The organism is Labrys sp. F242 (assembly GCF_057813875.1).
In genome coordinates this window covers 3,314,652-3,327,320 of sequence record NZ_JBVASG010000001.1, presented here as the reverse complement: position 1 = coordinate 3,327,320, position 12,669 = coordinate 3,314,652, and the positions used below count along the sequence as shown (strand labels likewise).

Sequence of the window (12,669 nt, the reverse complement as noted above, 5' to 3'; positions counted from 1 at the left end):
CTTCCGACTCGTCGCGCAGCGCCACGATGTCGGGATGGCGGTAGAGGGCGTTGGCATCAAAGCCCATCTTGGCGTCCAGGCATTTGAGCTGGCCGTCCTTGGTGACGATCAGGGGATTGATCTCCAGCAGCGCCATGTCCTTGGCCACGAAGGCGGTGTAGAGCTTGGTGGTCAGGCTGACCGCCTGCTTGGCCAGGTCCCCGGAAAGCCCGAGCGCCTTGGCGACCGCCAGGCCGTGATGGTTCATCACCCCGGTGGCCGGATCGACCGAGAAGGTCACGATCTTCTCCGGCGTCTCATGGGCCACCTTCTCGATGTCCATGCCGCCCTCGGTGGAGACCACGAAGGCAACGCGGCTGTTCTCGCGGTCGACCAGCACCGAGAGGTAGAACTCCTTCTCGATGTCCGAGCCGTCCTCGATATAGAGGCGGTTGACCTGCTTGCCGGCCGGACCGGTCTGCACCGTCACCAGCGTGTTGCCCAGCATCTCCTGCGCACTGGCACGCACATCCTCGATCGACTTGGCCAGGCGCACACCGCCCTTGGCATCGGCGGGCAGTTCCTTGAACTTGCCCTTGCCGCGCCCGCCCGCATGGATCTGCGACTTCACCACATAAAGCGGACCCGGAAGCTCCTTGGCCCCCTTAACAGCTTCCTCAACCGTCAGCGCAGGCACGCCGGGGGAGATTGGCAGGCCGAAACTCTGCAGCACGGCCTTGGCCTGGTATTCATGGATGTTCATTCTTCTTGGACCTCGTCGCTGTCATGGGATGGTGCCTGCCGGTCATGAGGCATAGTTCCGCCATTCTCGCGATCCCGATGAGGGAGCACAGGCTGGATGGGCTGTTCGATTGAGGGAGGAGGGGGTGAACGACGCCGGCGCGGTGCGTCGACGTCATCAGCAAGCCTGGCCTCAGAGCAACCCAGCCCCGCGAGCCCATTTATATTTGGCGCCGAGCACTTCCACCGGCAGCTCGGTGGAATAGGCATAGGCTGGCACGCCATGGGCATAGAGATATTCGGAAGCTTCCTCGACCTGTACGTCGCCGGCGAGGGAAGCGACGATCGGCTTTTCGATGCCGCGAGCCTTCATCTCTTCCTTGGCCTCGATCACCAGCTTGGCGAAGGTCATCGGCGGCGTGATGATGGTGTGCCAATAGCCCAGGATGATCGAGTGGATGCGGTCGTCTTCCAGGCCGAGCTTGATGGTGTTCTTGTAGGTCGAGGGCGGTTCCCCGCCGGTGATGTCGACCGGATTGCCGGCTGCGCCGAAGGGCGGGATGAATTTGCGGAAGGCCGCGTCGAGATCATCGGGCATCGACATCAGCGACAGGCCGTTGTCGACGCAGGCATCGGAGAGCAGCACGCCCGAGCCGCCGGCGCCGGTGATGATGACCACGTTTTCGCCCTTGGGCGTTGGCATGATCGGCACGCCGCGGGCGAATTCCAGCAATTGTCGCAGCGAACGGGCGCGGATGACACCGACCTGCTTGAAGACGTCTTCATAGATGCGGTCATTGCCGGCAAGCGCGCCGGTGTGGGAGCTCGCCGCCTTTGCGCCGGCCGAGGTGCGGCCGGCCTTGAGCACGATCACCGGTTTCTTCTTGGAGACGCGCTTGGCGACTTCGGCGAAGGCGCGGCCGTCCTTCAGGTCCTCGCAATGCTGGGCGATGATCTTGGTGTTGTCGTCCTGCTCGAAGAAGGTGAGCAGGTCGTCCTCGTCGATGTCGGATTTGTTGCCGAGGCCGACGATGGCCGAAACACCCATCTTGGCCGAGCGGGAGAAGCCGATGATGGCCATGCCGATGCCGCCCGACTGGGAGGACAGGGCGGCCGAGCCCTTCACGTCATAGGCGGTGCAGAAGGTCGCGCAGAGATTGGATGGAGTATAGTAGAAGCCATAGATGTTCGGTCCCATCAGGCGGATATTGTATTTGCGCCCGATCTCCTGGATCTCGCGCTGGCCCTCCTCATTGCCGGTTTCGGCAAAGCCCGAGGGAATGAGTACGGCGCCCGGGATGGCCTTCTCGCCGCATTCGATCAGGGCGCCCGCCACGAATTTCGCGGGAATGGCGAAGACGGCCGTATCGATGGTGCCGGGCACATCCTTGACGCTCTTATAGGCCTTGTAGCCCAGGATCTCGTCGGCCTTGGGGTGGATCGGATAGATCTGGCCCTTGTAGCCACCATTGATCAGGTTCTTCATCACCGAATTGCCGATCTTGCCATCCTCGGAGGAGGCGCCGATCACGGCCACGGCCTCGGGGCGCATGATGCGGTTCATCGCGGTAACGATGGCCTCCTGCGAGGGCCGGGGGCGGGATGGCCTGACCTCGAAGTCCACCACGATGCGGACGTCAGCCGCAACGGCACCATCCTTGGTGGCGAAGACCGGATTGAGATCGAGCTCGGTGATCTCTGGAAAATCGGTGACGAGCTGCGAAACCCTCGCCAGCGTGTCGGCGAGCGCATCGCGATTGACCGGATCGCCGCCGCGCACGCCCTTGAGCATCTCGGCAGCCTGGATGCCGTCGAGCATGGACAGAGCCTCGTCACGGTCGATAGGCGCCAGGCGGAAGGTGATGTCTTTCAGCACCTCCACCAGCACGCCGCCGAGGCCGAAGGCGACGAGCTTGCCGAAGCTGTCGTCGGTCACGGCGCCGATGATGACTTCCTGGCCGCCCTTCAGCATCTGCTGGACTTGGATACCTTCGATACGGGCATCGGCCTTGTAGGCCTTGGCATTGGCGAGGATCTTGTCGTGGGCGGCTTCGGCTTCGGCCGCGGAGGCCACCCCGACGATCACGCCGCCGGCTTCGGTCTTGTGCAGGATGTCCGGCGAGACGATCTTCATGACGACCGGAAAGCCCATGTCGCCTGCGAGCTTGGCGGCCTCGGCGCCGGAACGCGCCAGCCCCTCCTGCGGCACGGGAATGCCGTAGGCGTCGCAGACGAGCTTGCCTTCTGGTGCGGTGAGGCTGGTGCGGCCGGATGCCTTGACGGCATCGAGAACGGCCCGGACATCGGCCTGGATGGAATGCGCGGGTTTCGCCTGGATGTTCATGGGGGTTTCTCCCTGGTCGTTGCCGGTTCGAAGCGTCGTCCTATCGGCGAGAATTCGAATTGTTGGTATCTGGTATGCCAGATTTGAGTTTGTCAAGCCCGGTCTTGGCTGTCGTGCGAGGCCTAAAGCAGGCTTTGAAGGAAACGCACTTTTGCTCGAACTCTTTGTTTAGGCTTGTCTTTGCGAATCCCGACAAATCTGGCGGCGGCAAGTGCTTGAGTGCGAAGAACCGTATTCGGTTCTTGGCCGCATGTCGGAGGATCCAGGGCCTCAACGCCGCTGGAGCATCGTGTCGCGATCGTGACGAAGAATGCAGCCTGGGATCGGGTTCGATAATCCCGGCCGGTGCCTGTCGGCGGCACCGGCTTTTGCTGATCGGACGTGGCTGTTGATGCCCGCCACGCGAGGGTTATGCGGCTGCGGTGCTCGCCGGCTGTTGCAATTCGTGCTTGCGCACCACGCCCGCCCGCCAGGGCTTGAGCACCCCGATGGCGAGGACAGCAGCCAGGATGTTGGCACCGGCTGCGATGAGGAACACCAGGTCCCAGCTACCGGTCTGCTGCTGCAGGACGTTGGCGAAGGGGACGAGCAAGGCGGCCGTTCCCTTGGCCGTGTAGAGCAGCCCGGCATTGGTGGCCGCATATTTGGAGCCGAACGTATCCGTGCAGGTCGAGGGGAAGAGAGAGTAGATCTCGCCCCAGGCGAAGAACACGAAGCCGCTGAGCAGCACGAACCAGACCGGGTCATGGCCGAATTTGTACAGCAGGTAGATGCCGACCCCTTCCATCGCAAAGGCGATGAACATGGTATTCTCGCGGCCGATCTTGTCCGACACCCAGCCGAAGAAGGGACGGGTGAGGCCATTGAGGATACGATCGAGCGTCGCGGCGAAGGTTACGGCTGTCATGGTCAGGCCGAACAGCGAGACCGGGATGCCGTCGAGCTTGAGATCGGCACCGATGGGCTTGAGGTTGGCGGTTACCATCAGGCCACCGGCCCCGACGATCACGAACATGAAGTACATCAGCCAGAAAATTGGCTGGCGCAGTACCTCGGTCGGTGCGAAATTGCGGCGGGTCTGCACGATGTTCTTGTTCTGCACCGGAGCTGGCACCTGGCCGCTGCGAGGCGTGTGCATGAATAGCGCGAAGATGATGACGATGATGCCTTGGCCGAGGCCGAACCAGAAGAAGGCAGCCTGGAACCCGTCATTGGCGATCATGGCCTGGATGGGGGCCACGGTCAGGGCCGAGCCGGCGCCGAAGCCGGCTGCGGTGATGCCGGCCGCCAGGCCGCGCTTGTCCGGGAACCATTTCAGCGCATTACCTACGCAGGTACCGTAGACGGCGCCGGCGCCGATACCGGCAATGATCTGCCCGAGATAGAATAGAGAAAGCGAGGTGGCGTAGGAATTGATCACCCAGCCGATGGCGCAGAGCGCGCCGCCGAAGACCACCACGAGTTTCGGCCCGTATTTGTCGACGAACCAGCCTTCGACCGGCACGAGCCAGGTTTCGAACAGGACGAACAAGGTGAACGCCCATTGTATCGCGGCCCTGTCCCAGCCGAACGTTTTCTGGATGTCGGGAACGAAGAATGTCCAGCCATATTGAAGGTTGGCGATCATCACCATGCAGACGACGCCGATTGCAAGCTGTGTCCAGCGGAAGGCATTGGATACCTTCGGCAGGCTTTCCTCTCCTTGCGACCCTACCATTGCAGTCCCCCTTGGTTTTTGTTGGAGGTTGGACGGAGCTCAGGCTCCATTAAGCAGGTTGTGAGGGCATATTGGTATCTTGCATGCCAGTTGGCAAGCGTCGTTTTTCATCGACGCATGCCGAACGGCCCCGGAAGAGACGTCTTCCAGGGGGCTTCAGCACGGATGAGCAGGAAAGACGATCGGCATCAAGTTACGGAAAGAACTGAGATCTTCGTTCCGCGTACTTCGATGGCCGGCGCAGTTGCGAATAGATCAAAAAAAGTTGCAGGGAAGCAGTCGCAACGCTGCCCCACGTCGTAAATAAGGTAGGAATAGTCGATTCTTAGATATAATCTTCTGGCATGCCAGATTCGGATTTGCTCTCCAGACAATGCGTCTGGCTGCGCCGAAGGGGTGTGATCGCGTCCACCCGGCCCACGCTTTCGACAATTGGAGAGAGGGCCTGTCAATCGAGTGACCCGCCAGCGATCCCAGTCGAATCGTTTTCACCAGCGCGGTCTCCGGGACCATCGTGCCAGGCCATTGGCGAGGCACGGCAGCGACGATCCAGAGTATTTAGAGGCCGAAGGGTTCGCGGGAGCCGGCGCGGATATCGGCCTGGGCCATCTTCATCAGGAAGCCCGAGAAGGCAGTCCAGATACGGGCCGACAGCGGACGGGCGGCGGGGCTACGGGACAGAGCAGAAGTGGTCATGGTCGTTCTCCGCGTTGGGGTTCGAGGAAAGATCTTTTGTTGCTGCGAATCTGGCATGCCAGAGCCCAGATGGAAAGCGCCGATGTTGCATTGCAGTCATGCGCTCTTTGCAATGCGAAGTAAACAACCGCCACTTACCTCCAGGCCGTCAGTGTCCCTGTTGGGCGGGGCGACATAGGCTGAAACTGGTTTAGGGGTAGCTCCATACTAAACACGAAAATTCGAGGCTTTCTTATAAGCTTTACTGCATCGCGGCATGAATTTGCGCACACCATCATGATGCGAGCTTGGCTGCAGAGACGGTCTTTCAAGCCGGCAAAATCGTGCTTCCCTGCTGCCGTAACTCCACGCGATTTTCGCTTGGAGTTGAATGTCAAGCCCTTGAAATAAAAGAGAATTCATCTTTCCTCATGGCAGTGGAAGAGGTCGATGCCAGCCGCCACGCAGGCCGGAAAATTCGGATTGACACTCTGGCATCTGGCATGCCAATGTCGAGACATACGGCATGCCATGGCGTCACTCCGCCAAGTAGAAGGCGATATCGGCACAGTTGATCCCGTCCATTCCTATGCGATGGGCAACAAGCCGGCCGATGCTTTCAGCGGCATATCGTTGCGAAGAACAACGGGAGGAATTGCCCCAATGGCAACGGTTACAGCACTGCAAAAGCCCGTGACCACGACGGCCGAAGATACGCTCAAGCAAAAAGCCCGCGACGGCAGCGTTGTCTCCGGCGGACATCTCGTCGCCAAAGCGCTCAAGGCCGAGGGCGTCGATACGATCTTCACCCTGTGCGGGGGGCATATTATCGACATTTATGACGGCTGTCTTGACGAAGGCATCCGCATCGTCGACGTGCGTCACGAACAGGTTGCCGCCCATGCCGCCGATGGCTATGCGCGCCAGACCGGCAAGCTCGGCTGCGTCGTCACCACGGCCGGTCCAGGCTGCACCAATGCGATGACCGGCATCGCCACCGCCTTCCGTTCGGAAAGCCCGGTTCTGCATATTGGCGGGCAGGGTGCGTTGACCCAGCACAAGATGGGGTCGCTGCAGGATCTGCCGCATGTCGACATGATGAAGCCGATCACCAAATTCGCCGCGACGGTCTCCTCCACCGAACGCGTGGCGGACATGATCTCGATGGCGGCGCGCGAATGTTTCGCCGGTGCCTATGGCCCGTCTTATCTCGAGATCCCGCGTGACGTGCTCGACCGGGAAGTCTCCCTCGACCGCGCGGTCCTGCCGGCCTCCGGCAGCTATCGCGCCTCGACCAAGTCGATCGGTGATCCCGCCGATATCGAAAAACTCGCCGATATCCTGGTTGGCGCCGAGCGCCCCGCCATCCTCTATGGCCAGCAGGTCTGGACCGGCCGCGGGCAGGATGAGGCCATTGCGCTCTTACGCGGGCTCGACATTCCCGGCTATTTCAACGGCGCCAGCCGCGGCCTGCTGCCCCCCGGCGATCCCCACCATTTCGACCGCACGCGCTCGCTCGCCTTCGCCAAGGCCGATGTGCTCGTCATCGTCGGCACGCCCTTCGATTTCCGCATGGGCTATGGCAAGCGCATCAGCAAGGACTTGAAGCTCATCCAGATCGACATGGATTACCGCACCGTCGGCAAGAACCGCGACATCGATCTCGGCCTGGTCGGCGACCCTGGTGCGATCCTCGGCGCCGTGCTGCAGGCGGCTTCCGGGCGCATGGACAAGGGCAAGCGCCAGCTGCGCCAGCAATGGATGCAGATGCTTCAGGACGCCGAAGCGGTGGCGACCGAGAAGCTGATGCCTCTGTTCCTCTCCAACCAGACGCCGATCCATCCCTATCGCGTCGCCTATGAGCTCAACGAGTTCCTCGGCGAGGACACCATCTATATCGGCGATGGCGGCGACGTGGTGACGATCTCGGCCCAGGCCGTGCGTCCACGCGGACCGGGCCAATGGATGGATCCGGGCGCGCTCGGTTCGCTCGGCGTCGGTACCGGTTTTGCCCTGGCGGCCAAGCTCGCCAATCCCAACAAGGAGGTGCTGTGCTATTACGGCGACGGCTCCTTCGGCATGACCGGCTTCGACATGGAAACCGCCGATCGCTTCGGGGCGCCCTATCTGGCCGTCATCGGCAACAACTCCTCGATGAACCAGATCCGCTATGGCCAGGTTGCCAAATATGGCGAGGAACGCGGCAATGTCGGCAACAAGCTCGGCGACGTGGCCTTCTCGAAATTTGCCCAGATGCTCGGCAATCACGGCGAGGAAGTCCGCGACCCCGCCGAGATCCAGGCGGCGCTGCGACGGGCCCGGGATGCCATGGCCAAGACGGGACGCTCGGCACTGGTGAACATCTGGGTCGATCCGAACGAATACGCGCCGGGCACCAAGAACCAGACCATGTACAAGTGAGACCGCGGGATGGCCGGCCTTGCGCAAGGCCGGCCATCCCGCTCCCTCGCCATAACAGATGATATTTCCGAGGAGGGAACCATGGGACAAGCACTCGAAGGCGTGCGCATCCTCGATTTCACACATGTCCAGTCCGGCCCGACCTGCACCCAGTTGCTGGCTTGGTTCGGTGCCGACGTGATCAAGGTCGAAAAGCCCGGCGTGGGGGACATCACCCGCACGCAGCTGCGCGACATTCCCAATGTCGACAGCCTCTATTTCACCATGCTTAACCACAACAAGCGCTCGATTACGCTGGACACCAAGAACAAGGCCGGCAAGGCGGTGCTCGAGGAGCTCGTCAAGAGCTGCGACGTGCTGGTGGAAAATTTCGCCCCCGGCGTGCTCGACCGCATGGGCTTTTCCTGGGCCCGCATCCAGGAACTCAACCCCCGCATGATCGTGGCTTCGATCAAGGGCTTCGGCCCCGGTCCCTACCAGGACTGCAAAGTCTATGAGAATGTCGCCCAATGCGCCGGCGGCGCGGCCTCGACCACCGGCTTCGATGACGGCCCGCCTCTGGTGACGGGGGCCCAGATCGGCGACTCAGGCACGGGCCTGCATCTGGCGCTCGGCATCGTCACCGCGCTCTACCACCGCACCCATTCGGGGCGCGGCCAGCGCGTGGATGCCGCCATGCAGGACGGCGTGCTCAATCTGTGCCGGGTGAAGCTGCGCGACCAGCAGCGCATCGAACGCGGGCCCATGAAGGAATATCCGCAATATCCCAATGGCAAATTCGGCGATGCCGTGCCGCGCGCCGGCAATGCCTCGGGTGGCGGCCAGCCCGGCTGGATCCTCAAATGCAAGGGCTGGGAGAGCGATCCCAACGCCTATATCTACTTCATCACCCAGGCGCCGGTCTGGGGCGCCATCTGCAAGGTGATCGGCAAGGAAGAGTGGATCACCGATCCCGATTATGCCACGCCGGAAGCGCGCTTGCCGCGGCTTCGTTCCATCTTCGACACCATCGAGAAATGGACGGAGACCAAGGACAAGTTCGAGGCGATGGATATCCTCAACAAATACGACATCCCGTGCGGACCGATCCTGTCAATGCGCGAGATCGCCAACGAGCCCTCGCTCAGGGTGACGGGGACCGTCGTCGAGGTCGACCATCCCGAACGCGGGCCTTACCTCTCGGTCGGCAATCCGATCAAGCTTTCCGACAGCCCCACCGTGGTCGAGCGCTCGCCGCTGCTAGGCGAACATACACAGGAGGTGCTGCGCGACGTCCTCGGCTTCGATCAGCACCGGATCGACGAGATCGCCGGAAGCGGTGCGCTTGGCAATCCCGTGGCCATGGCGGCGGAGTGAGGTTGTCCCGCTGAGATGATGGGGCGGGTGCCGTCGTGGTGCCCGCCCTTTTTTGTGTTGGTGGGGCTACCTCCAGACCGGCCCGTGCCTTTGCAGGCAAGCATGGCATTTCCGTGCCGGTCTGAGGACCGGCACGCCAGGGCGGTACTCCATTCGCGCTCCCAGACTTTCCGCTTTGACAGTTTTTGGTATCTGGTATACGTTATACCAGATAAGAGCGATATCCATGCATGGGAGGGAATGATGAAACTGCACGAATTCCAGTCCAAGCAGATCCTGGCATCCTATGGCGTCGAGGCGCCGCAGGGTGCCGTCGCCATCACGGCCGGCGAGGCCGGGCAGGTGGCACGTCGCCTCGGTGGTTCCCGTTTCGCCGTGAAGGCGCAGATCCATGCGGGTGGCCGTGGCCGGGCCGGGGGCGTCCCTATCGTTTCCTCTCCCGAGGCGGCGGAGGAGGCGGCCAAAGCGCTGCTAGGCCGGCGTCTGGTCACCGAGCAGAGTGGCGCGCATGGGCGCGTGGTCGAACGCGTACTGGTAGAGGCGGCCGTCGACCACATCCGCAGCTTCTATCTGTCGCTCAGCGTGCATGCCGCCAGCGGCACCCTTGTCCTTGCCGCGAGTGGCGCCGGCGGTGACGACATCGAGGATCGTGTCCTGGCCGGAGAAGATGGCCTGGAGCGCCTGTCATTCGGGGATGGCAGCCAAGTCAGGATCGAGGAACTGCGTACCCTCGCGGCACGCCTGGGCCTGGTCGGGACGCCGGCTGAAGCTTTCGCCAATCTTGCCGATGGCCTGCGACGCGCTTTCCTGGAACTCGACGCCAGCCTGATCGAGATCAACCCGCTGGTCCTGACCGCCGACGACAGGCTGCTGGCGCTCGACGTCAAGATGATCATCGATGACCATGCCCTGTTCCGCCAGGCTTCCCTTGCGGAGCTGCGCGAGGAAGATGGCGACGAATACGAGGTCAAGGCCCGCCAGCGCCAGCTCAACTATGTCCGCATGGACGGCACCGTTGGCATCGCGGCCAATGGTGCCGGGCTCGGGCTTGCCACGGTCGACCTCGTCCACGCCGCTGGCGGTGCGCCGGCCAATTTCATGGATATCCGCACCACGGCAACCAGCCTCGACATCGCGCATGGCTTCGGCCTGCTGCTCGACAATCCCCAGGTGCGCGCACTGCTCATCAATGTGCATGGCGGCGGCATGCAGTCCTGCGACACGGTTGCCGAAGGTCTCGGCATCGCCATGCGCCGGGCCGGGCGCACGCTGCCGGTGGTGACCAGGCTTGCCGGCAACAATGCCGATTATGCCCGCTCGCGTTTCGCCAATTTCGGCTGCCGCGTCATCGAATGCCCGGACATGTGGACGGCAGCCGCGAAGGCCGTCGCCGCCGCACGCTGACGGCGATTTTGCTGCAGTTTTAGACTGATAAATCCAAAATAACGCGATAGCGCCGTTGGTGCGCACGGGAGGGCGAAATGGCTATCCTCATCGACAATGAAACCCGCGTCGTCTGCCAGGGCATGACCGGCTGGGCGGGAACCCATCATACTGCTGCGATGATCGAGTATGGTACCAAGGTCGTGGCCGGCGTCACGCCCGCCAAGGGCGGGCAATCCCATCTCGGCGCGCCGGTGTTCGATAGCGTCGCCGAAGCCGCGAGGGAGACCGGCGCCAATGCCAGCATGGTCTTCGTGCCGCCGGCCCGGGCAAGTGCCGCCATCATCGAGGCTGTCGAGGCCGAGATCGCGCTGGTCGTGGCCATCACCGAACGTGTGCCTGTACTCGACATGATCAGGGTGCGCCATGCGCTCGCCGGATCGAAGACTAGGCTGATCGGCCCCAATTCGCAGGGGATCCTGTCACCGGGCCTGTGCAAGATGGGCGTGATGGCAACCGGCAGCGAGCGCCCGGGCAGCGTCGGCATCATCTCGCGCTCGGCCTCCCTGACCAGCGAGGTGATCGCCCAGATCTCCGCCGCGGGTCTCGGGCAGTCGACCACCGTCGGGGTCGGCGGCGACCCCGTGCATGGCCTGTCGATGCGCGATTGCCTCGAACTGTTCCTTGCCGATGCCAAGACCGAGGGCGTCGTGCTGATCGGCGAGATCGGCGGCGAGGAAGAACAAGAAGCAGCCGATTATGTCGCCTCTGTCAGGCCGGCCATGCCGATCGTCGGCCTAGTCGTCGGGCTGCATGCCCCGGCCGAGCGACGCATGGGCCATGCCGGTGCCCTGACCATGCATGGCCGTGACCGGGCCGACGCCAAGATCGCCGCCTTCGAGAAGGCCGGTATTACCGTTCCGTCAAGCCCGCATCTGGTCGGCGCTACGATTGGCCGGGCGCTCGCCGCGAAGGCGAAAGCGGCTTGAAAGCAATTTCGCCGCGTGCGCGGGCAGGATGCCCAAAGGCGACAACTTAAGCCGAGAAGGCGCTGGTTCTTTACCCTCCCCCTCCAGGGGAGGGTAAAGAACTGGCGTTCTTCCTGCTTAGGTTCGCGTCTACGGGTATCTCTCTCGCTCTTTCTTTCTGTCGGTATTTGCTTGGGTTGGGCAAGATGCCGGCACACCCGGCTTCTTCGTTGCTTACTGCACGAAGCGGTTCTCCAGGCAGCCAATGCCTTCGATGCTGACGCGGACATCGTTCTGCGCTTCCTTCATGGCGCCGACGCCGAGCGAGGTGCCGCAGCAGATCAGGTCGCCCGGCAAGAGGGTCATGTCCCTGGAAATCAGGCTGACCAGCCTGGCCGGCGGGAAGACCATGTCGGCGATCGGGTAGTTCTGGCGCTCGTCGCCGTTGAGCAGCGTCCGCACCACCAGGGTGGCGGGATCGATGTCGGTGGCGATCACCGGACCGAACGGCCCGAAGCCGTCGAAGCTCTTGGCGCGAACCCATTGGGCGAAGGTCGAGTCCCGCGTGATGATGTCGCCGGCGGTGATGTCGTTGACGCAGGTATAGCCGAAGATGGCGTCCGCTGCTTCCTCCTCAGAGGCGTTGCTGCAAGGCTTGCCGATGACGATGCCGAGCTCGCCCTCATAGACGACCCGGCCATCATAGGAAGAAGGCCTTGCCACGGTCGCGCCCGGGGCGGTGACGCTGGTGGGCGCCTTGAGCAGATAGAGCGGCTCCGGCGGCACGGCGACATTCAGCTTGGCGGCGAGCTGGTGGAAATTGTTCCAGAGCGCGATGATCTTGCTAGGCACCGTCGGTGCAAGGATCCTGGCCTTCGCCAAAGGCAGCGTACGGCCGGTGGCGGCGGCGATGCCGAACATGTCGCCGCGATGGACATGGATGGCATCGCCTTCGAGCGTACCGAACTGGGCCTGCCCGTCTTCCTCGAAACGGATCCATTGCGACATGGCGGTCTTGCCTCTCTGTGATGGCATGAGGGATTTTCGAAAGACGGCGAGATCGTCGCCGCCTTTCGACAATGTTC

General features: G+C 62.6%; 9 protein-coding genes. 4 read left to right on the top strand and 5 right to left on the bottom strand.

The features are described from left to right. The 4 genes from ACZYTC_RS15595 to ACZYTC_RS15580 all read right to left on the bottom strand — a co-directional run. Positions 1-742 (bottom strand): ATP-grasp domain-containing protein (locus ACZYTC_RS15595; protein ID WP_488989963.1); only part of this gene is annotated, 742 nt, incomplete at its 3' end. Positions 743-913: 171 nt separating this feature from the next. Beyond that, a complete protein-coding gene (locus ACZYTC_RS15590; RefSeq protein ID WP_488989962.1) occupies positions 914-3,064 on the bottom strand; it encodes an acetate--CoA ligase family protein in 2,151 nt (716 codons plus the stop codon). A 409-nt stretch (positions 3,065-3,473) separates the two neighbouring features. Next, on the bottom strand, positions 3,474-4,781 hold the full coding sequence (gene oxlT, locus ACZYTC_RS15585; protein WP_434955193.1) for an oxalate/formate MFS antiporter: 1,308 nt from the start codon (positions 4,779-4,781) through the stop codon (positions 3,474-3,476). A gap of 558 nt (positions 4,782-5,339) precedes the next feature. Continuing rightward, complete coding sequence (locus ACZYTC_RS15580; RefSeq protein ID WP_434955194.1) at positions 5,340-5,477, bottom strand: hypothetical protein; 138 nt, start codon at positions 5,475-5,477, stop codon at positions 5,340-5,342. A gap of 642 nt (positions 5,478-6,119) precedes the next feature. Here ACZYTC_RS15580 and ACZYTC_RS15575 point away from each other — a divergent pair. The 4 genes from ACZYTC_RS15575 (at position 6,120) to sucD (ending at position 11,605) form a co-directional block, all read left to right on the top strand. Continuing rightward, the gene (locus ACZYTC_RS15575; RefSeq protein WP_488989961.1) at positions 6,120-7,877 is read left to right on the top strand and encodes a thiamine pyrophosphate-binding protein; all 1,758 of its coding nucleotides are present in this window, start codon (positions 6,120-6,122) and stop codon (positions 7,875-7,877) included. A gap of 81 nt (positions 7,878-7,958) precedes the next feature. Then, the gene (frc, locus tag ACZYTC_RS15570; protein WP_488989960.1) at positions 7,959-9,233 is read left to right on the top strand and encodes a formyl-CoA transferase; all 1,275 of its coding nucleotides are present in this window, start codon (positions 7,959-7,961) and stop codon (positions 9,231-9,233) included. Between the two features lie 240 nt (positions 9,234-9,473). After that, on the top strand, positions 9,474-10,637 hold the full coding sequence (gene sucC / locus ACZYTC_RS15565; protein ID WP_488989959.1) for an ADP-forming succinate--CoA ligase subunit beta: 1,164 nt from the start codon (positions 9,474-9,476) through the stop codon (positions 10,635-10,637). A gap of 77 nt (positions 10,638-10,714) precedes the next feature. After that, complete coding sequence (sucD, locus tag ACZYTC_RS15560; RefSeq protein ID WP_434955198.1) at positions 10,715-11,605, top strand: succinate--CoA ligase subunit alpha; 891 nt, start codon at positions 10,715-10,717, stop codon at positions 11,603-11,605. 213 nt (positions 11,606-11,818) lie between these two features. On the opposite strand, the gene ACZYTC_RS15555 is transcribed toward sucD, so the two are convergent. After that, positions 11,819-12,592 (bottom strand): fumarylacetoacetate hydrolase family protein, encoded by a 774-nt coding sequence (locus ACZYTC_RS15555; protein WP_434959591.1) that lies wholly within the window; start codon positions 12,590-12,592, stop codon positions 11,819-11,821. Positions 12,593-12,669 lie beyond the last annotated feature (77 nt).

Coding starts and splice junctions, on each gene's coding strand:
- ACZYTC_RS15590 (WP_488989962.1), bottom strand. CDS start 3,064: ATGAACATCCAGGCGAAACCCGCGCATTCCATCCAGGCCGATGTCCGG.
- oxlT (WP_434955193.1), bottom strand. CDS start 4,781: ATGGTAGGGTCGCAAGGAGAGGAAAGCCTGCCGAAGGTATCCAATGCC.
- ACZYTC_RS15580 (WP_434955194.1), bottom strand. CDS start 5,477: ATGACCACTTCTGCTCTGTCCCGTAGCCCCGCCGCCCGTCCGCTGTCG.
- ACZYTC_RS15575 (WP_488989961.1), top strand. CDS start 6,120: ATGGCAACGGTTACAGCACTGCAAAAGCCCGTGACCACGACGGCCGAA.
- frc (WP_488989960.1), top strand. CDS start 7,959: ATGGGACAAGCACTCGAAGGCGTGCGCATCCTCGATTTCACACATGTC.
- sucC (WP_488989959.1), top strand. CDS start 9,474: ATGATGAAACTGCACGAATTCCAGTCCAAGCAGATCCTGGCATCCTAT.
- sucD (WP_434955198.1), top strand. CDS start 10,715: ATGGCTATCCTCATCGACAATGAAACCCGCGTCGTCTGCCAGGGCATG.
- ACZYTC_RS15555 (WP_434959591.1), bottom strand. CDS start 12,592: ATGTCGCAATGGATCCGTTTCGAGGAAGACGGGCAGGCCCAGTTCGGT.